Raw genomic sequence first — 20592 nt, forward strand, 5'->3', positions numbered from 1 at the left:
CTTAGTTTAGGTCGCTTACGAGCGCCCTGACGAAGGCCTCCTGATTGGCGTCGGTCTTAAGGTCCTTTTGCAGGATCTTCTCGGCGATCTCGATGGCCATGGTGCCGACTTCCTTCTTGAGATCGACCATGGCGGCCTTGCGCATATTCTCGATGTCGCGCTTGGCGTCAGTGGCCACTTTCTGAGCGGCCTCGCGGGCTTCATTTCTGGCCGCGGCGATCATCTCCTTACTCTGCTTCTCGGCGTCGGTGATGATACGGGTGCGCTCCTCGCGGGCCTCGATCAGCAGGCGCTGGTTCTCCTCGGCCTTGGCCTGCATTTCGGCGCGGGCGGTGGCGGCCTCGTCGAGGGCGGTCTGGATCTCACCGTCACGTTTGCGTAGGGCACGCTGGATGGGTTCCCAGGCCATTCGGGCCAGGATGAAGTACAGCAACAGGAAGATTACGAGCGTCCAGAAAATCAGGCCTAGGTCAGGTTTGAGGACGTTAAAATCTACTAGAAAGAGGGTGGACATAACTGAAAATTAGTGAGCTTCGAAAAGTCGGCAGACGAACTTCTGCTTCCGCCGGAGCGGAAGCAGAAGGATTCGGCTGACGACTGCACCCGCTACCAAGCGTAGTTCGGATGCAGTCCGGGTCGAGGTTGGCCGGAGCCAAGCCGCTACTAGAGCAGCTTGTCCAGCAGACCTACGATGATCGCAAATAGCGCCGCACCCTCGACGAAGGCGGCGGTAAGGATCATGGCACTACGAATATCGGCGGCGGCTTCGGGCTGGCGGGCGATGCTTTCGGTGGCCTTGCTACCGATAAGTCCGATTCCGAGTCCAGCGCCGAGGGCGGCGATACCTGCTCCAAGAGCTCCCATAAGATATGGATTTAAAAATGAAAAAAGGTCTTTAGTGTATCTCTTAGGTGGCCGGCGTATGCATGCCGATCACCGCACCCCCCATGGCTCCGCCCTCGGCGACTTTCTCCTCGCCGTGGTGGCCGGCCTCGTCGTGGTGGTGGGCATCCTCTACGGCCGCGCCGATGTAGCTGGCACTGAGGATGGCAAAGATGAAGGCCTGCACGAAGGCGACCAGCAGTTCAATACAATTCATGAACATGGTGAACGCGATACTGACCACTGCACCCGCGCCCGCGCCCAGGTAGTTCTCCCCGTTCTGTCCGAAGATGAAGATCAGACTGATCAGGCTCAGGATGATGATGTGCCCCGCCGTGATGTTGGCGAACAGACGCACCATGAGCGAGAAGGGTTTAATGACCAATCCCAGTACCTCGACCACGGTCAGTAGCGGCTTGACGGCAGTGGGAACGCCCGGCATCCATAGCGTGTGCTTCCAGAAGTGGGCATTACCGTGCACGTAGGCTACCACGGCAGAAATCACAGCCAGGGTCATAGTCACTGCGATGTTACCCGTCACATTGGAGCTACCTGGGAAGATCGGAAAGAGGCCGAATAGGTTACAAAACAACACGAAGAAGAACACCGTCATAATAAAGGGCTGAAAGCGCTCGTAGTGCTTCTCGCCGATCATGGGGATGGTGATCTCGTTGCGCAGGAAAACAAAAAAAGGCTCCATCAGACTCTGGATACCGGAGGGGGCACGGCCCTCGTTTTTCTTGTACTTTGCCGCTACGGCTCCCCAGAGGATGATGAGTAGCAGGGCGGCCAGCAGCATCGTGAATACATTCTTCGTAATGCTAAAGTCATAAAAGCTCGTGATACCACCACCGAGCAGGCCTCCGTCACCCACCGAGGGCGCATCCAGGATGTAGTCCTCCCCGTCGATCCGCGCCGAATAAATATCGCTCGTCTTCCCATCGGCGGAGGTTACCGTCTCGTGCTTGATGCACTCCACGTAATGCTCGCCTTCCATGAGCGCAGCGGGAGCCTCGGCTAGCCGGTTGATGCGGCCGTGGTTCATGATGTAGCCATCCACCGCCTCGTGGCCGTGGTGGAACATACTACTCAGGCCGGTGGTAAAGCCGTGCCCGGGTGCATACAGGATCACCGGCAGCGGAATGGTCAGGTCGCCAAAGAAGTGAAATTCATTAGCATCCGAAATGTGGTGCAGGATTACCCCGGCCGGATCGTACTCCTCCTCGCCGTGGCTATCGCAGCTCATGTGCACCTCCGTCGCATCGCCCTCCGCCCCGTGGTCACCGGCCGTCCCACGGTCGTTAAGCTCCTGACCGAAGGCCACGAAACTCAGACAGCACAGACATAGAAAAAGGAAACGGGCGCGCAGCGTCATACGGGGTGGGGTTTGGGCAGTCCCTGAAATGAGCCGCAAAGGTAGGGAAAGTTGTTGATTTTATGGTTGTTGCGTGGTTGCGTTTTTCGTGGTTGCGTTTCGGCGTTGTTGAGTGGTTGCGTTTGTGTCAAAGCTCGCTTCGCTCGGTAGTTGTTGCGTTTTGGCATCGTTGAGTTGTTGCATTCGTGGGAATGCTCGCTTCGCTCGGTGGTGGTTGCGTTTTGGCATTGTTGAGTTGTTGCGGTTGTGGGGATGCTCGCTTCGCTCGTCTTGGTGTTGCTCCTCTACACGCATTGCACCTGCGGCCCCGCCCTGCCTATCACGCTGTCACGATGTCACACCTCCAATGCCTATTACACCCGCAACCCAACAACTCAACAACTCAACAATCCCAAAACGCGACAACTCAAACCTCCAACTCCACCCCCACCCGCTCGTGCCACTCCAGCCCGTGCTTACCCAGTACCTCCAGGAAGGGATCCGGATTGAACTGCTCCACGTTAAATACCCCGGTGCCCTCCCACTTGCCCTGGATGAGCATCATCGCCCCGGTCATGGCCGGCACCCCGGTAGTGTAGCTGACGCCCTGGGCGCGGGTCTCCTTGTAGGCCTGCTCGTGGCTGCAATTGTTCCAAATGTAGTAGGTCTGCTCCTTGCCCTCTTTGTCGAGTCCGCGGATGCGGCAGCCGATGCTGGTCTGGCCGCTGTAGCCCTCGCCGAGTCCGCCGGGATCGGGCAGGACTGTTTTGAGGAACTCCAGGGGGATGATCTCCACGCCCTTGTGCACCACCGGCTCGATGCTGGCCATGCCGATGTTCTGGATCACGCGCAGGTGGGTCAGATATTCATCGCCGAAGGTCATCCAGAAGCGGGCGCGCTTGAGGGTCGGGAAGTGCTTGACGAGGCTCTCCAGCTCCTCGTGGTAGAGCACGTAGCTAGGCTTGGGGCCGATGTCCGGGTAGGTCAGGTCCTTACGGATGCTGAAAGGCTCGATCTCTACCCACTCGCCGTCCTCGTAGTACTTGCCCGGCTGGGTAATCTCGCGAATATTGATCTCGGGATTGAAGTTGGTGGCAAAGGCCTTCCCGTGGTCGCCGGCATTGGCATCGACGATGTCGAGGTAGTGCATCTCGTCGAAAAAGTGACTGGCCGCCCGGGCAGTGAAGATGCTCGTCACGCCGGGGTCGAAGCCGCAGCCCAGCACCGCCGTCAGTCCGGCCGATTTAAACTTCTCCTGGTAGGCCCACTGGTGGCTGTACTCGAACCTGGCCTCGTCCTTGGGCTCGTAGTTGGCCGTGTCGAGGTAGTGCACACCGGCTTCGAGGCAGGCATCCATGATGGTCAGGTCCTGGTACGGCAACGCCACGTGGATGACCATGAAGGGGTCGTAGTCCCGGATGAGCTTCGTGAGGGCGGGCACGTCTTCGGCGTCGACGGCGGCGGTGGTGATCTTATCGTATCCCAGGTCGGCCTTGATGTCGGCGGCGATCTCGTCGCACTTGCGCTGGGTCCGGCTGGCGAGCATGAACTCGGAAAACACCTCGGGGTACTCGGCACACTTATAGGCTACTACGCGTCCGACGCCGCCGGCGCCGATGATCATCACTCGTGACATACACTGTTCTTTTGCTGGTGCCAACGGGAGGGCGGGGCCGCAGGTGCACAGCTGGTGGAAAACTTCCGATGCTACTGGCTTACCGCCGGATTACCACCCGCCCCACTGCCAGCCGCTCACCGTCGGTCAGGGACAGAGTGTACAGGCCGGGTACTAGCTCGGGTAAGCTAAGCGTAGCCCGGTTGTTCGTAGCAGTGAGCTGACGGTCGAGCACGGTACGTCCTTCCATGTTCCGTAGCTCGATTTGCACCTCAGCACCGAACGCCGGCGGTAGTTCGAAGCGCAGTTCGTCGGTCGCCGGATTAGGGTACACGGCCAGTTGTACGGTTGTTCGCTGTCCTCGGGTAGCTGTAGTGCCCTCGCCTACGATCCGGTAGACGGTCCCCTCTTCGAAGTCGGCCACAAACAGGCTACCGTCGCTGCCCTCTCCGAAGGTAGAAATGCTACTGAGTGGTATATCCGTCCGCACCGTAAACCGTTCCCCCTCCGGTAGATCGGCTCGGTAAAAGAAGAGGCGGCGGGCCGCGAAGTCCCCAAAAATGTAGTAGCCCTGAAGGTTGGCCGACGGCCCCCGGTACACGAAGCCTCCCGTGACGCTGCGCCCGTTGAGCTGTCCGCCGCCACCGTGGGGGTAATCCAGCTCGGGGGCAGTGAAGGCCTGATCGCCATTACCACAGAACCGCTCCGAGCTATTTGCGAAAGCCGCAAAGCCCTCCCGGCAGTTCCAGCCGTAATTTTGGCCACCGGCGCTGCCCGCTAGTTGTAGGTCCACCTCCTCGCGTTCGTTCTGCCCGACATCGCCGATCCAGAGATCGCCCGTAGCCCGGTCGAAGGAGATACGCCAGGGGTTGCGTAGCCCGAGGGACCAGATCTCGGCCAGGGTATCGGCGCTGTCGGCGAAGGGGTTGTCGGGGGGAATTGCGTAGTCAAGCACGCCGGGGGGTGTGTTCGCATCAGTGGGGGTGTTCACGTCAATGCGTAGGAGCTTACCGAGCAGGCTCTGGGGGTCCTGTCCGTTATCGTAGGGGTCACCGCCCCCGCCGCCATCGCCGGTCGGGATGTAGAGGTAGCCGTCGGGACCGAAGGCCAGGTCTCCAGCGTTGTGATTATTGGCAGGTTGCTCCATGGTAAGGATGATGCGCCGGCTGGCGACATCGGGGGTACCATCGTCGCCGAGCGATAGCCGCACTATGGTCGTGAGCAGATTCGAGCTGGTGGGGGAAGGGACCGTGTAGTTCAGGTAGACGTAGGCGCTGTCCGGTTCCGGATGAAAAGCCATTCCCAGTAGACCGCCCTCACTGCGGTCGTCGACCTCGCCACTTAGATCGAGCCAGAGGGTCTTCGCTGCGGCTGCCGTGTCTACTGCCTGTACGCGCCCTTCCTTCTCTACGATGTAGAGCATGGATTCGGTGCGGGGAGCGGCGACGATATCCGTCGGCTGGTCAAAGGACTCAGCTAGGGGCTGCAGGGTCGCCTGTGGCTGAGCGAATGCAAGGGTGCATAAGGTAAAGGGTAATAGCGTAAGCAGTAGGCGCATGGGAGCAGTAGATTATAGGCTACCAACTGGCTACGTAGCTCCCGGGTTTATCGGTCGGCCGTCCGACGGCTAGCGCAGAAGGAGTCGGGCAGTGGCCGCAGCGGTCGCAGTCGCCAGCCGAAGCACATATATTCCGGGGCCCAGGTCGCTCAGCATGAGGTCGATGCCCGCTTCCCCCTGTACAGTCCGCGCTTGCCGTAGTACCTCCCGGCCAGCCATAGTCGTGACCGTCAGCAGCGCCGGTCCGTGGAGCGATGGGGGTATATCTACTCGTACCCCACCGGTGGTTGGATTAGGGTATACTGTAAGGGTGGGTGACTTGACGCGGTAGCCGACGGCCGTGGTGGTATCCGGCCCCTCCATTCGGAAGATTTGCCCGTTATAGCTGGCCACGAACATCGAGCCGTCATTGCTTTCTCCAAAACAAGATACGTTGCTCACCGGTGTCTCGGGCGTGACGTTATAAATGGTACCCGTGGAATCCTCCGTACTGTAGGCGAATAGGGTACTTCCTAGGAAGTCACCGAAGAAGAAGTACCCCCCCAGTTCCTCCTCCGGACCGCGGTACACGTAGCCCCCAATGATGAACGCGCCGTTCACTCCGTCATCGCTCGTGGTGGGGTATACGAAGCGTGGTGGATCGTACATCTTAGCACTGCCGCAGGAGGTATCCTGCACGGGGTAGGGCTCAAAGCCCTCCATACAGCTCCAGCCGTAGTTCTGTCCGCCGCCGTTGCCCACCCGCTGGTAGTTCATCTCCTGGTAGTTGAACTCGCCAATGTCCCCGATCCACAGGTCACCGGTGGCCCGGTCGAAGGAAAGCTGACGGGGATTACGCAGTCCCATGGACCAGATCTCCGGTAGGGTGTCCGTACTGCTTACGTAGGGGTTGTCGGCAGGAATGGAATAGTTGAGGGAGTCGCCGGGGCGGTTGACGTCGATGCGCAGGAGCTTGCCCAGCCGAACGGTGGGGTCCTGCCCGGCCCGGTATTCATCGTTTTCCAGTGAGCCATCGCCGCTCGGAACGTAGAGGTAGCCATCCGGACCAAAGGCTATGTCCCCCAGGTTGTGGTAGATACCCGGTTGATCTAGCTGCATGATGACGTATTCGCTCTCCAGATCGGCCACGCCATTCCGGCCCATGGTGAAACGGCTAATGCGTGAAACGAGGGCCACGTCGGGCCGATTAGCCTCGGCCGTATAGTTCACGTAGAAATAGCTGCTATCCGGAAACTGGGGGTGAAAGTCCAGGCCCAGCATGCCCCCCAGCGTCTTTGATTCTACCAGGTGCGAAAGGTCGAGCACCAAACGGGTTTGTTCCTCGGTCCGCGAGTAGCGGTACACCCTACCGAGTCGCTCGGTGATATAAATCTCGTCGGTGCCATCGTGCGCCTTTGTGATGTCGACCGGCTGGTTGAATGTCGTATCCAGTTCCACCAGTCGCAGGGTGGGCTGTGCGAACAGCTCTCCTGTACCAAGTAGTAAAACCAACAAGATTAGGTAAGGCATAGGGCGCGGACGCAGGTGCAATAGTCAGTGGTGAGGTACGACGATACGACTTACGGCGGTGCCCGCAACGCCCCGGAAGCGCAGCGTGTAGGTACCGCCGGGCAGCTCGTGTAGGTGAAACTGGCAGGCGCCATAAATCTCCTCGGTCCCATCACCAGCACTCAGTAACGGAATGAATTTGCTGCAGGTGACCGGCAGGGCGAAGAGTTGGGGCTGCGGTTGACCGGTGAGTGCCGCCGCAAATGCCAAGGCAACTGCTACAAATAGGTATGCGCTCATGGGAGAACAGCTCGCCGGCACTAACCGACGTGAATCAAAACAATCGGGAAACGGTACCGGGGTAACAGCCCATGAAGGCTCACCTGGCGATTTGATTTACTAAACTTTGGGAGTTAACGAAATATTTCGCATGAACTTGACAATCTGCGCTACGTCGACCACCGTCGCGTAGTCCCTAAACCACGTCAGCTGCCGCTTGGCGTACCGGCGGCTATTGCGCTGGATCAACGCCACGGTCTCCTCCAGCCCCGCCTCCCCCGCCAGGTAGGGCCACCACTCCTGGTAGCCCACGGTCTGTAGGGGGGTCAGCTCCCGCAGTGGGTGTAGCGCACGGGCCTCCTGTTCCAACCCACCGGCCAGCATCCTGCGTACCCGCTCATTTATGTTGGCGTACAGCTGAGCACGCTCGGTGGCGGGCATGAAGTAATGGGACTGGAATGACCGGGGAGCGGACTGACCGAGAAAGCTGCTGTAGGGGCGCCCGGCGGTGAGGCAGACCCGTAGTGCACGCTGCAGGCGGCGGCCGTTTTGCCGGTCTACCGTGGCGTAATAGCTGGGATCTAGCTCGGCTAGGGTGCGTTGTAAACCCGCTAGTCCCTGGTGGGCTTCGAGCTCCGCTACGGCCAGTTGGGCCTCTGGGATGATCGGGGGAAATTCATCCAACCCCTCACACAGGGCACGTAGATACAGGCCACTGCCACCTACGGCTACCGCAACATCTTTGTTTTGAAAAACTTGCTTCAGCCGGGAGAGTGCCTCCTCCGCAAAGCGGCCCGCGGAAAGCGGTTCGGTCACCGAACGATCGGCGATAAAGTGGTGGGGGGCGGCGGCTAGTTCCGCTTCAGTAGGCCGAGCGTTGCCGATGCGTAGCTCGCGGTAAAACTGCCGGCTGTCAGCGCTGATGATCTCGGTGCCGTAGTGCTGGGCTACCTGGATGGCAAGCTTAGTCTTACCACTCGCCGTGGGACCACCGATGACGATGAGGTGCTTCACGCCGCTCAGGCTTCCACCGGACCGAGGATACCGTGGACGAACTCCCGCGTAGCCTCCCCTACCCGACCCTCCTGCCCGGACAGGGCCCGGATGAAGGCGCTGCCGATGATGGCCCCGTTGAAGTATTCACAGGCCGTGCGAAAGGTTTCGGCGTCGCTGATGCCGAAGCCAATCAGCTTGGGGTTGGGTAAGCCCAGGGCCGTGATACGGTCGAAGTACGCGCGCTGCCGGTCGCTGATCTGGGAGCTGCCCCCGGTGATGCTACTGCTGCTCACGATGTACAGAAAGCCGGTGCTGCTGGCGGCGATCTCCTGGATCCGCTCGTCGCTCGTCTGGGGGGTGACCAGGAAGCTGATCTGTAGTCCGGCCGCCTCGGCCAGGGCGCGGAAGTCGCGTTGGTACTCGTAAGCGGGTAGGTCAGGGAGGATGAGCCCATCGACACCAGCGGCCGCCGCCCGCTCTACGAAACGCTCCGGGCCGTACTGCATGACCTGGTTAAAGTAGCCCATCAGGACCAGGGGGATCTGGGTGTGCCGGCGGGCCTCGGTGATCTGCTCGAAGAGGGTCCGGAGCGTCATCCCGCCGGCCAGGGCCTGCATGCTGCTCTGCTGGATGGTCTCGCCGTCGGCCATGGGGTCGGAGTAGGGCATGCCGATCTCGATGAGGTCGGCGCCGGCCTCGGCCAGGGCGGTGATGATGGGTACGGTGCTGGCCAGGGCGGGGTAGCCGGCGGTGAAGTAGATGTTTAGGATGTCTTTCTTTTTTTTTGAGAAGAGGTTGGCTAGTCTGTTCATGGCGGGGGGGCTACCCAGAATTTCATTCTGGGGCGATGTAGGGGAACTCCTACGGAGTTGTGGGGGCGGGCGGGATAGGTGTGATAGGGGTTGTATGTAGGGTAGGCGTTATTTGGGGGAGAGGGGTTCGGAGTCGAGGTAGGCGGAGTAGGCGGCTAGGTCCTTATCGCCGCGGCCGCTGAGGCAGATGACGATGACGTCGTCGGGGCCGTATTCCATCTGGTCCAGGGCGGCGAAGGCGTGGGCGGTTTCCAGGGCGGGGATGATGCCCTCCTGGCGGGCCACGAAAAGGGCGGCGGCCAGAGCATCGTCGTCGGTGACGCTGTAGGCCTCGGCCCGCTTGCTGTCGATTAGGAAGGCGTGGAGGGGGCCGATGCCGGGGTAGTCCAAACCTGCGGAGATGCTGTAGGGCTCTACGATCTGTCCGTCTTTGGTCTGCATGAGCAGCGTCCGGCTGCCGTGGATGATGCCCTCGGTACCGAGCTGGCTGGTGGCGGCGCTTTCCCCACTATCGACCCCGAGTCCGGCGGCCTCGACGGCCACGAGGCGCACGCGCTCGTCATTGAGGTAGTGGTAGTACGCACCGGCGGCGTTGCTGCCTCCGCCTACGCAGGCGACGATGGCATCCGGGTAGTCGCGGCCGATCTTTTCCTGGAGTTGCCACTTGGTCTCCTCGCTGATGATGGCCTGAAAACGAGCCACCATGTCGGGGTACGGGTGCGGGCCGACCACGGAGCCGATGATATAATGGGTGTCTTCGGGGTTGTTGATCCAGTCGCGGATGGCCTCGTTGGTGGCGTCCTTCAGAGTGCGGCTGCCGCTGCGGGCGGGCCGCACCTCGGCACCAAGCATGCGCATGCGGGCTACGTTCGGGGCCTGACGCTCGATGTCGACCTCGCCCATGTACACGATGCACTGTAGGCCCTTGAGGGCGCAGACGGTGGCGGTGGCTACGCCGTGCTGACCGGCACCGGTCTCGGCGATGATACGCTTTTTGCCCAGCCGCTCGGCCAGCAGGATCTGCCCGATGGTATTATTGATCTTGTGGGCCCCGGTGTGGTTGAGGTCCTCGCGTTTGAGGTACACCTGGGCGCCGTAGTGCCTGCTGAGGCGCTCGGCGTAGTAGAGCGGACTGGGCCGGCCGACGTAGTCGCGCAGCAACAGGTCGAACTCCGCGCGGAAGGCCGGATCGGCCATCATCTGTAGGTAGCTACGGCGCAATTCTTCTACGTTGCCGTGCAGCATTTCGGGGATGTAGGCCCCGCCGAAGCGGCCGTAGTAGCCGCGCTCGTCGATTGCGATCTGTTTCATACGTCTGATGTAGTGGCGGTGCGCGCCTTTACGTAATTTAAAAGGTTGCGGATCATGAGCCGGCCGTGCTCCGTCATGATACTCTCGGGGTGAAACTGGACGCCAAAGATCGGAAACTCCCGGTGACGTAGCGCCATGATGCCCCCGCCGGCGTCGGTCGCCGTGATTTCCAATTCATCGGGCAGCGTAGCCGGGTCGATTACCCAGCTGTGGTAGCGGCCGGCTCGGAAGTCGCGGGGCACATTGGCAAAGAGCTCATCGTCATCCAGCGTCCGCTGCATATCGGTTTCGATGCCGTGGTGCACCTCGGCCAGGTTATGCAGGCTCGCACCGAAGGCCTCGCCGATCGCCTGGTGGCCGAGGCACACTCCGAAGATCGTTTTCTCCCCTTTATACCGCTGGATCAGCTGCGGCATAATGCCGGCCTGGGCGGGCAGTCCGGGCCCGGGGCTCAGTACGATCAGGTCGTAGGCCGCCACCGCGTCGAGGTCGATCTCGTCGTTGCGGTACACGTCGATGGCCTCACCGAGCTCCTCCTCGATGTAATGCACGAGGTTATAGGTGAAGGAGTCGTAGTTGTCTAGGATTAGGATTTTCATAGGAAAATTCAAAAGTTAAAGGCAAGGACCTCGAAGGGTTCCTTGGAGCGTAGCGACTTGGAACCTTTGAGCGTCCGGTCGGGGTCTCAGCTCAAAGTCGGCGGACGAGCCGGCTACGCCGGAACTCGGCCGACGACACACAGCCCCTCCGCCTTCCCCAGCGCCTTAGTCAGCGCCCCCAGTTTATTGTACACCTCCTGCAGCTCGCTCTCCTCGTCGCTGGCCGCCACTACACCGGCGCCGGCCTGGTAGTAAAGCGTATTATCCTGACTGAAGAAGGAGCGAATGAGAATAGCCTGATTCATACCGCCGTCGAAGTCGATGAAGCCGATGGCACCGCCGTAGAAGCCGCGCTGCTGGTTCTCGTACTGATTGATGAGCTCCAGGGCACGATACTTCGGGGCACCACTTAGCGTGCCGGCGGGAAAGGTATCACCGAAGATGCGCACCGCCTCATCCTCGCGTTCGAGGCGTCCGTCGACGGTACTGACAAGGTGAATAACGTGACTATAGTAGTGCACCTCCCGCAGACTGCGTACGGTCACCTCACGGGTGTGGCGGCTCAGGTCGTTGCGGGCCAGATCCACCAGCATGACGTGCTCGGCGTTTTCCTTGGGGTCGGCCAGCAGGCGCTCGGTGGCCAGCCGGTCGCGCTCGGCATCTCCGGTGCGGCGGTAGGTGCCGGCGATGGGATTGAGGCGGGCCTTGCCGTCGCGGATTACCAACTGCGCCTCCGGACTGCTGCCCATGATGCGGTAGTCGCCGTAGTCGAAGTAAAATAGGTAGGGCGAGGGATTGATACTCCGCAACGCCCGGTACACCTGAAACTCATCGCCGGTAAAATCCTGCTGAAACTGCCGGCTCAGCACGATCTGGAACACGTCGCCGATGCGGCAGTGGTACTTGCCCCTACCCACCAACTCACGAAACTGTTCGTCCGTCAGGTTACTCCGCTCATCGCCCGACCTGGCAAAAGGGTGCACGGTGCCCCCGGCGCGGATAGCCTGCTCGACCTCATCGAGTCTACTTTCCTCTCCCTCCGGCAGGTTTTCCAGCAGCAGCAGCTCATCGCGGTAGTGGTGAAACACCAGCACAAAGCGGTACAGGTGATACCTCAGGGCGGGGGAACGCAGGTGCAACGGCTTATCGAACGACAGCGTATCGAAATAAGCCACCCCCTCGAAGTTCGTATGGCCGATCAGTCCATTGAACTGCCGCACCAGGGGCGTTACCTCGCCGTAGTCGATCCGGAAGGACCGTAGAAACTCCCCCAGGTCCTTACTGACTGTATTGGCATCCGTCACGGTCCGTTCCGTAGCCGGCTCCCCCACCCTGCCGCGGGTGATGGTCTGGCCGTCGACGCGGTAGGACGCCAGCGTATCCAGGCCGATGATGCTGAAGTAATGCTCGTTGTGCCGCGTTTCGTTGGATTCCAGCAGCACGGGGTCGGTAAATCGGTCGCGTAGGGCCAGGTAGAGCGAGACCGGCGTAAGCTGATCGGCGGTGATCCGGCGGGTCACGACGCGCAGTGCGGTGGTGGTGGAGGGTAGTGTAGCGGTGGTAGACAAGGGGAGTTAAATTAGTATCGGCACCCGGCAAAACGGAAAAAGGCCCGCCGGAGCTACCGACGGGCCTTTTAGATTGACGTGCAGGACCTAGGTGCTCAGGGTTGAGTACGGATAGGCCACCAGGTGAGGGATTGGGTCTGCATGGCGCTAAGATAGAAATTTACAATTTACCATGTACAAAATACCATTTACAATGTGCGGCTCTGCTCTCCCGATAGCTATCGGGATCGTCTTAAAATTCTTTGCACCCGCGGCCCCGCCCCCTGTACTACCTTAGCAACACCCCGTCACAACGACCGAAGGGAGCATCCTTGCAAATGGTACATGGTAAATTGTAAACTGTAAATGGTAGATTTTCTCCTCTACGGCGCCTACGGCTACACCGGCCGCCTCATCACTCGCCTCTGCGCCGAGCGCGGCCTCACCCCCCTGCTCAGTGGCCGCAACGCCGAAAAACTGGAGGCCATGCACCGAGAATTCGGCTTTCCGTACCGGGCGGTGGACTTGAGCGATGCGCCCGCGCTGCACGATATGCTGCGAGAACAGAAAGTAGTGCTGCACGCGGCCGGCCCCTTCATCGAAACGGCCGAGGCCATGCTGGAGGCTTGTCTGGCCACCGGCACCCACTACCTAGACATTACCGGGGAGATACCAGTCTTCGCGATGGGCGCGAAACGCTCGGAGGCGGCGGTAAAGACGGGGGTGATGCTGATGTCGGGTGTGGGCTTCGACGTGGTGCCGACCGACTGTATGGCCGCCTACCTCAAGGAGAAGATGCCCGAGGCTACCGAACTGGTGTTAGCCTTTGCCTGGAAGGGCGGCATGCTCAGTCACGGCACGGCGAAAACAATGCTCGGCGGACTCGGCACCGGCGGGGCCATTCGTGAGCACGGTAAGATCAAGCCGGTGAAGGCCGCCTACGACACGCGCACCTTTCCGTTTACCGCGGAGGTGCCGCTGCGGGCGGTGACGATCCCCTGGGGCGATGTGTTCACGGCCTACTTCACCACCGGTATCCCGAACATCAAAACCTACTTCGCGGTGCCGCCGGCGCAGATCAAGCAGATGGAGCGCAGCAACTGGCTGGGTCCATTGCTCCGACTCGGCCCGGTAAAGAACTACCTGCGCAGGAAGATCGAGGCGCGGCCCGCCGGTCCGGATGATGCGCAGCGGGAGAAGGCCGAGACCTATATATACGGTGAGGTTAAGGATGTGAGCGGACGTACCGTGGCCGCCCGCCTCCGCACGCCGGAGGGGTATACGCTTACGGCTATCACGGCGCTGATGATCGTACAGCGAGTGCTGGCCGGGGAGGTGGAGGCGGGGTACCGGACGCCGGCTGGGCTCTACGGGGCGGATTTGATTATGGAGGTGGAGGGGGTTACCCGGGAGGATTTGTAGGGGTTAGTTCACTACGGAGATTCTACAGGTTTTGAGGGCAGGTTCACCACGGAGGGTATGGAGGGCTTCACGGAGGTGTTCACGGAGGTTTTGGGTGCAATGACACGCTCCAGCAGCGCCAAAAGCGCTGGCCTCTGTATACCTTATGTCCCCGTCTGCCTCTGCGGAACCTCTGTGACCGCCGAAGGCAGCAGCGTAGCTAAGCCCTCCGTGTGGCCCCCCGGGCCTCTGTGGTGAATATTCAACACAAATATTCACGCATCGACCTTAGCGGTACCTTAACAGCCCCCAAATAATCTTCACTTCCCCTCCAAGCGTTCACCCAGAAAGTACCCACCATGCGCCGTACCCTACTCCTCCTCCTAGCCCTCACCCTTCTCACCCTACCCGCCACCGCCCAGCTCGGCAAGCTCAGCGAACTAGCCGACAAGGCCGGCAGCGTCCTCAAAGGCGACACACCGCTCAGTAACGAAGAAGTCGGCAACGCCCTTAAGGAAGCCCTCGACCAGGGCGTAGGCAAGGCCGTCACCTCGCTTTCGGCCCAGGACGGCTACCTCATGAGCCCCTACAAGATTTTGCTACCCGAAGAGGCCCAGGCCATCGTGAGCCGGGTGAGTGCGCTACCGGGCTTCGGCAACGTGGAGCAGGACCTCACCCTACGCATCAACCGAGCGGCGGAGCTGGCGGCTAAGAAAGCTACCCCCATTTTCGTCGGCGCCATCAAGGGCCTCACCTTCCAGGATGCCATGAACTTGTTGCTGGGCGAGGACGATGCGGCCACCCGCTACCTGGAGGGCAACACCTCACAGGCCCTGACCGGGGAGTTCCAGCCGGTGATCCGGGCGGCGCTCGATGAAGTGAATGCCAATGAAGTGTGGAGCAAGGTCGTGACGGCCTACAATAAAATTCCCTTCGTGCAGCCCACGGAGCCGGAGCTCGACGTCTACGTCACCGCCCGCGCACTGGATGGAATGTTCGGCCTGATCGAGGTGAAGGAAACGGAATTGCGCGACAACCCCGCCCTGCGCAATACCGAACTGCTACGTAAGGTATTTGCCCGGCAGGACAAGTAGCACAGGGGCCGCGGCCGCAGGTGCAACGCAGGTCGAAAGGGAAAAGGTTAACAGTGAGTTAACGCAAGGGTCCGGGAATCTTCGGACCTTTGCGGCGACTTAGGGCTCCGGGCCCGCAACTTGATCAACCAAACCCTTTCCCGATGCGAATCTCTAGCTCATTTTTTACGGTGTTGCTCGCGCTGCTGCTGCCCCTAGGGCTCGTGGCGCAGGGAGTGACTACGGCCAGTATGACGGGCCAGTTGAACGACGCTGCTACCGGTGAGGCGCTTATCGGCGCTACCGTCCAGGCTGTCCACCAGCCCTCCGGTACGGTGTACGGTAACGTGACGGATGAAGAAGGCTTCTTTCGTATCCCCGGAATGCGCGTGGGGGGCCCCTATACCGTTACGGCTACCTACGTGGGCTACGAGCCGGTGATCCGGGAGGGCATTAACCTACAGCTCGGCCAGACCTACAACTTCTCCGTCGACCTGGGTACCTCATCGGTAGACCTGGAAAGCGTGACGATCGTCGGGTCGCGCTCCGATGTGTTCGATAGCGAGCGTACGGGGCAGGAGACGACCATCAACGAGCAACAGATTAACGTGCTGCCCACGGTGAGCCGCTCCATTGCCGATTTCGCGCGCCTGAACCCCCTGGCAAAGATCGAGGAGGGCGACGATGGCTTTGCCATTCAGATTGCCGGGCAGAACAATCGGTTTAACTCCATCTACATCGACGGGGCGGTCAATAATGATGCCTTTGGCCTATCCGGTTCGGGTACCAACGGCGGACAGACGGGTGTTTCTCCCATTTCGCTGGACGCCGTAGAGCAATTCGTGGTCTCAGTAGCACCCTTCGACATCCGGCAGAGTGGTTTTGCCGGGGGCTCCATCAGTGCCGTTACCCGCTCGGGCACCAACGACCTGGAGGGATCGGCCTACTACCTGTTCCGCAACCAGGGCTTGACCCGCGACCTGGGCTTCACCAACGATGTAGATTACACCTTCCCCAATCTCACTGACTTCACGGCCAAGACCTACGGCGCGCGGTTGGGCGGGCCCATCATCAAGGACAAGGTGTTCTTCTTCGTCAACGCCGAGCTACAGCGCGATGAGACGCCGCAGGTGTTTGACCTCAATAACTACCGGGGCAATGCCACGGCGGACAGTCTTTCACAACTGCGCGATTTCGTCCAGGACCGTTTTGGCTACAACATCGGCAACTACGACAACAACACCGCTTACCTCAACAGCGACAAGATTATCGGTAAGCTGGACTTCAACCTGAGCCAAATCCACAAGCTGTCGATTCGCCACTCTTACGTGCGCGCAGAGAACCTGGAGGCTCGCGCATCTAACGCCGGAAACATTAACTTCATCAACGGATCGGAGTTTTTTAACTCCAAGACCAATAGCTCCGCCATCGAGCTCAATAGCGTGTGGCAGGACGTGGCTAACAACCTGACCATCGGGGCCACCTTCGTGCGCGATGACCGCGACCAATTTGGCTCCCCCTTTCCCGTGGTCAACATTCGCGATGGGGCCAACGGGAGCATTCAGTTCGGCGGTGAACCCTTTAGTTCCGCCAACCTGCTGAATCAGGACGTGATCACGGTGCGTAATGACCTGAGTATTTACAGCGGGCGGCACAACGTGCTCTTCGGAGTGAACGCCGAGTTTTTCAAGGCCGGTAACCTTTTCATTCGCCAGAACTACGGCGATTACGATTTCAACGGTATCGGGGATACGACCGGGCTACAGCAGTTCTACCTCGGCCTGCCGGCTACCCGATTCGAGCGTAGCTTTAGTCAGGTAGATAACGTAACTGGGGATGAAAGTGGCGCCATTGCCAACATCAATCAGACCCTGCTTGGCTTCTACGTGCAGGATGAATACAGCGTTAGCGATCAACTACGTATCACGGGTGGACTGCGTATCGATCTACCCATCTGGCCCAGTGACGTCCCTGAAAATGCTTCGTTCAACAATGAGGTGATCCCGCAACTGGAAGCTATTGGGTACAATCTTGAGGGAGCACGCACGGGTCAATTTATCAAAACTCAGGTAGCTTTCAGTCCCCGTGTAGCCTTTAATTATGACGTATTCGGTAATCAGCAGCTCCAGGTGCGCGGCGGTATCGGCATTTTCACCAGCCGCATTCCACTGGTTTGGCCCGGTGGTGCCTACAACAACTACGGATTCAACGTAGGGGGGGTACGTATTGATAGCACCGTAGTCTTCAATCCAAACGTCAACAACCAAGTACCTGGAGAAGTCAATGTAGCTAACCCCGCACCCTCCGGCCAAATCGATCTGTTCGCCGAGAACTTCAAACTGCCCCAAACCACTAAGATCAACTTGGCGGTAGACTACCAACTGCCGCTCGGTATTGTCATGACCGTGGAGGGATTGTACACTAAATTTAACAATTACGTCCGCTACCAGCGTCTCGACCTCAATCCAGACCAACAGCGGCGCCTCACGGGTACTCCCGACAACCGGGTCTACTACACCGGCCGGTCCTTTCTGGATACGGACTACAACGGTATCTACCTAGGTACTAATACCGACAAAGGGTACAGCTATAACGCCAGCATCGTCTTCCAGAAGCCCTATACCAACGGCTTACAGGCCACGGTGGGGTACTCCTACGGTGACTCCTACTCGCTATTCGATGGTACCTCCAGCCAAAATAGCTCTCAGTGGCGTGGGTACTATAACCCCGAAGGACGTAACAATGACGGTCCGGTACAGCGTTCCGCCTTCGCCGGTGGTAGCCGGGTGTTCGGTAACATTGCTTATACGTTCACACAGGAGGTGACTAATCAAACCTTTTCGCTATTCATGAACGGTCAGAACGCCGGTCCATTTACCTACGTCGTGGGGGCGAACAATCAGAACTTCGTCAATGACGGTGGATTTAGCTTCAATGAGGTAGCCTACATTCCAGCCAGCGCCAGTGAGATCAATTTGGTGGAAAGCAATGGCTTTTCTCCGGCCGAGCAGTACGAAATTCTCGATCAGTTCATCAGCAACGACAAGTACCTCAGTGATCATCGTGGGGAGTACGCGGAGCGCAACTCTAACTGGACGCCCTTCAAGACCATCTTTGACGCCCGCTTCCTGCAAGAGTTCAAGCTACAGACCGGCACTAAGTCTAATATTCTTCAGTTTTCCCTTGACGTCTTTAACTTAAATAACCTACTTAATAAGGAATGGGGACGTCAGACGAACCTCGGTTTCGGTACCTATTCTCTAGTCAATTTACGGGAAATCAGTGAGGAAGGCGTACCTACCTACTCGGTCAATCGTGATATATTGAACGGGGCGCAACCCAATGATATCTTTGATGACAGTCTGGAAGACTCCGGTCTCCGTAGCAGCCGGTGGACCATGCAGCTTGGAGTACGCTATATCTTCAAGTAGTAGTTCGACAGACTCAGCGCCACCCTCGGCCCCCCAAGCCCCCGACCGCCCCAGCGCAGTCGGGGGCTTTTTTTCGTCCGCTTCCGAACAAAAGCCGACTCCCCTAACATATAATAGACGATGGCAGACCCAATGCACCACGATCCGGAGCCGGTGACCAAGCTCGCAGTGTCCTCCGAGGAGGCATCCATACCGGTGATCAAAGAACAGCTCCACCTATCGACCCGAGAGGTCGTGACCGGTGAGGTGCAGGTGCGCAAGGAGGTTCATACTGAATCGGTCGCTATCCCCCTAAGTACCGTTTACACCGCCTACCGGGAAGAGCGAGTACCCGTGAACCGGGTTGTGGACGTTATGCCCCAACCCCGCTACGAAGGAAAGAACCTCATCGTGCCCGTAGTGCGGGAGGAACAGGTGGTAACGAAGCGATTGGTACTTGTAGAAGAAATCCACCTCATCCAGGAGACCCACAGTGAGGAGCATACCGAACGCGTGGAACTCCATACAGAAGAAGCCATCATCACCCGTGTACCCCACGACAAGAATACAACCCTTCCCCTAGCTGAATAGCTAGGAGAGACATCCATTCATTTTATTTTACCATCAAAACCAGCATTAGTAATGAATAACCAGACAGTAATTGGCGTATTTGATACCCAGGCCCAGGCCAATAGCGCCAAGGAAGCCCTCACCAAGGAAGGATTTACCGCCAGCGACATCGACGTATCCCAGTATGGATCGCACGGGAATCGCAGCGATGAATACCATGACGATCACGATAACGCCATCGGCCGCTTCTTCGATAACCTTTTCGGAGACGACGATGATGACTACGATCGCCGTCGCACGGTAGGCCGCGAGGTTGCTAGCCGCGGTACGGTAGTGACCGTACACACCAACGGTATGGATAAGGCTAAGAAGGCCGCCAGCATCCTGGACCGTTACGGTGCCATTGACATGGACGATCGCTACCAACAGTACGAAAGCGACAGTTTCGATGCTAGTGCCAACCGCAACCGCCTGAATGAGCGCTTTGGTGATGTCGACACCGACGGTACCATCGAAGTCGTCAAGGAAGATATCAAAATAGGTAAGCGCGAAGTAGAAACTGGTGGCGTCACCGTACGTAGCCACATCGTTGAGCGCCCCGTCGAGGAGGACATCCGTCTGCGTACCGAGAAGGTAACCGTGACGCGTACTCCGGTTGATCGGCCCGCCGACACCGCTGACTTCCGCGACCAGACTATCTCCATGAAGGAAACCGCCGAGGAGGCCGTAGTCTCCAAGACCGCCCGCGTAGTGGAGGAAATCAACGTAAAGAAGGACGTCGATACTCGCACAGAAACCGTTCGGGAAACCGCCCGCGAGACGGAGGTAGACATTAACCAGGACGGCGACGACAAGCTCCGCAATACCGAAGGAACAGTTCGTACCGATACAGATCGCAACCGGAATACCGATCGCGACCTCGTCTAGTCCTCACCCGACACCCACACCATCGGCAGCCTAGTCCACGCGGGCTAGGCTGCTTTCTTTTACTTACCTAAATACAACCACATCATGGCAGAAATACGCATTGAAGAGAAGAAAACTACGGGCAGCATCTGGCCCTGGATCATTGGTCTCCTGCTCCTCGGACTCATCATCTGGGGCGTTTCGGAAGCTTTTGACGAATCCGACGAAGTAGTCACCGAAGAGGTGATGGAAAACGACGAAGGGGTAGCCCCCGTCGCCCAGGGCGTCGATGAGAATAACAATTACAATGATTACGAGGTCAACAGCGATTACGCCAGCGCTAAGGAAGCTTACCTTGCTACTACGGCTAATATGGAAGGCGAAATGGGGCTCGATCACGACTTTAGTCACCAGGCGCTCACTGAGTTAGCCAACGCTGCATCCGCTCTAGCCGTAAGTGCTGGAGTCGATGACGCGGCTAATACGGATGGTAAGGCCCAACGTGTAAAACGACTGGCCGAAGAGATTACCCGTGACCCTATGGCCGGAGATCATGCCGACAAGATCAAGATGGCCTCCATGCTGATCGTTGAGATGCTCGAGGATGTCAGCCAAGCTAAGAATAACCAAGCTAGCGATGCCATCAGCAAACTGCGGCAGGAAGCGCAGGCGATGACCGCCGAGACCCTTACGCTTAACCAAAAGGAGAATGTACGCAGCTTCTTTAGCCAAGCGCGTACCGTGCTCAATGAAATGAGCTAAGCCTTCTCCTACCCGTCCCCCTATTCTAT

18 protein-coding genes are annotated in these 20592 nt (G+C 59.0%); 6 read left to right on the top strand and 12 right to left on the bottom strand.

Annotation, left to right across the window (positions count from 1 at the left end; translation table 11 throughout):
* Position 1: 1 nt before the first annotated feature.
* The 12 genes from atpF to ACOOHD_RS05925 form a co-directional block, all read right to left on the bottom strand.
* Entirely contained in the window at positions 2-514 is a 513-nt protein-coding gene (gene atpF, locus ACOOHD_RS05870) for a F0F1 ATP synthase subunit B (protein WP_420460641.1), read from the bottom strand.
* Positions 515-663: 149 nt separating this feature from the next.
* Positions 664-864 (bottom strand): ATP synthase F0 subunit C, encoded by a 201-nt coding sequence (gene atpE / locus ACOOHD_RS05875; protein WP_116105365.1) that lies wholly within the window; start codon positions 862-864, stop codon positions 664-666.
* Positions 865-907: 43 nt separating this feature from the next.
* Positions 908-2257, bottom strand: a complete 1350-nt coding sequence (gene atpB, locus ACOOHD_RS05880; RefSeq protein WP_420460642.1) for a F0F1 ATP synthase subunit A — start codon at positions 2255-2257, stop codon at positions 908-910.
* A gap of 406 nt (positions 2258-2663) precedes the next feature.
* Positions 2664-3872 (bottom strand): saccharopine dehydrogenase family protein, encoded by a 1209-nt coding sequence (locus ACOOHD_RS05885; RefSeq protein ID WP_420460643.1) that lies wholly within the window; start codon positions 3870-3872, stop codon positions 2664-2666.
* 79 nt (positions 3873-3951) lie between these two features.
* Positions 3952-5409, bottom strand: a complete 1458-nt coding sequence (locus ACOOHD_RS05890; protein WP_420460644.1) for a PQQ-dependent sugar dehydrogenase — start codon at positions 5407-5409, stop codon at positions 3952-3954.
* A gap of 69 nt (positions 5410-5478) precedes the next feature.
* Positions 5479-6900, bottom strand: a complete 1422-nt coding sequence (locus tag ACOOHD_RS05895) for a PQQ-dependent sugar dehydrogenase (protein ID WP_420460645.1) — start codon at positions 6898-6900, stop codon at positions 5479-5481.
* Positions 6901-6942: 42 nt separating this feature from the next.
* Entirely contained in the window at positions 6943-7197 is a 255-nt protein-coding gene (locus ACOOHD_RS05900) for a hypothetical protein (RefSeq protein WP_420460646.1), read from the bottom strand.
* A 99-nt stretch (positions 7198-7296) separates the two neighbouring features.
* Complete coding sequence (miaA, locus tag ACOOHD_RS05905) at positions 7297-8190, bottom strand: tRNA (adenosine(37)-N6)-dimethylallyltransferase MiaA (protein WP_420460647.1); 894 nt, start codon at positions 8188-8190, stop codon at positions 7297-7299.
* 5 nt (positions 8191-8195) lie between these two features.
* Positions 8196-8984 carry a tryptophan synthase subunit alpha gene (gene trpA, locus ACOOHD_RS05910; RefSeq protein ID WP_420460648.1) on the bottom strand — a complete coding sequence of 263 codons (789 nt, stop codon included), beginning with the start codon at positions 8982-8984 and terminating at the stop codon, positions 8196-8198.
* Positions 8985-9092: 108 nt separating this feature from the next.
* Entirely contained in the window at positions 9093-10295 is a 1203-nt protein-coding gene (gene trpB / locus ACOOHD_RS05915) for a tryptophan synthase subunit beta (protein WP_420460649.1), read from the bottom strand.
* Positions 10292-10894 carry an anthranilate synthase component II gene (locus tag ACOOHD_RS05920; protein ID WP_420460650.1) on the bottom strand — a complete coding sequence of 201 codons (603 nt, stop codon included), beginning with the start codon at positions 10892-10894 and terminating at the stop codon, positions 10292-10294. Before ACOOHD_RS05920 ends, trpB begins: the two co-directional genes overlap by 4 nt.
* A 113-nt stretch (positions 10895-11007) precedes the next feature.
* A complete protein-coding gene (locus ACOOHD_RS05925) occupies positions 11008-12462 on the bottom strand; it encodes an anthranilate synthase component I family protein (protein WP_420460651.1) in 1455 nt (484 codons plus the stop codon).
* Between the two features lie 345 nt (positions 12463-12807).
* On the opposite strand from ACOOHD_RS05925, the gene ACOOHD_RS05930 reads away from it, so the two are divergent.
* From ACOOHD_RS05930 to ACOOHD_RS05955, 6 genes are all read left to right on the top strand, one after another.
* Positions 12808-13863, top strand: a complete 1056-nt coding sequence (locus tag ACOOHD_RS05930; protein WP_420460652.1) for a saccharopine dehydrogenase family protein — start codon at positions 12808-12810, stop codon at positions 13861-13863.
* A gap of 338 nt (positions 13864-14201) precedes the next feature.
* Complete coding sequence (locus tag ACOOHD_RS05935; protein ID WP_420460653.1) at positions 14202-14936, top strand: DUF4197 domain-containing protein; 735 nt, start codon at positions 14202-14204, stop codon at positions 14934-14936.
* 143 nt (positions 14937-15079) lie between these two features.
* Positions 15080-18346 (top strand): TonB-dependent receptor, encoded by a 3267-nt coding sequence (locus ACOOHD_RS05940; protein WP_420460654.1) that lies wholly within the window; start codon positions 15080-15082, stop codon positions 18344-18346.
* A gap of 120 nt (positions 18347-18466) precedes the next feature.
* Positions 18467-18916, top strand: a complete 450-nt coding sequence (locus ACOOHD_RS05945) for a YsnF/AvaK domain-containing protein (protein ID WP_420460655.1) — start codon at positions 18467-18469, stop codon at positions 18914-18916.
* A 51-nt stretch (positions 18917-18967) separates the two neighbouring features.
* Positions 18968-19822: a YsnF/AvaK domain-containing protein gene (locus tag ACOOHD_RS05950; RefSeq protein ID WP_420460656.1), complete on the top strand. Its 855-nt coding sequence runs from the start codon at positions 18968-18970 to the stop codon at positions 19820-19822.
* An 84-nt stretch (positions 19823-19906) separates the two neighbouring features.
* Positions 19907-20563, top strand: coding sequence for a hypothetical protein (locus ACOOHD_RS05955; protein ID WP_420460657.1), 657 nt, complete (start codon positions 19907-19909; stop codon positions 20561-20563).
* Positions 20564-20592 lie beyond the last annotated feature (29 nt).

This window comes from Neolewinella sp., from assembly GCF_965214665.1.
GTDB lineage: Bacteria > Bacteroidota > Bacteroidia > Chitinophagales > Saprospiraceae > Neolewinella.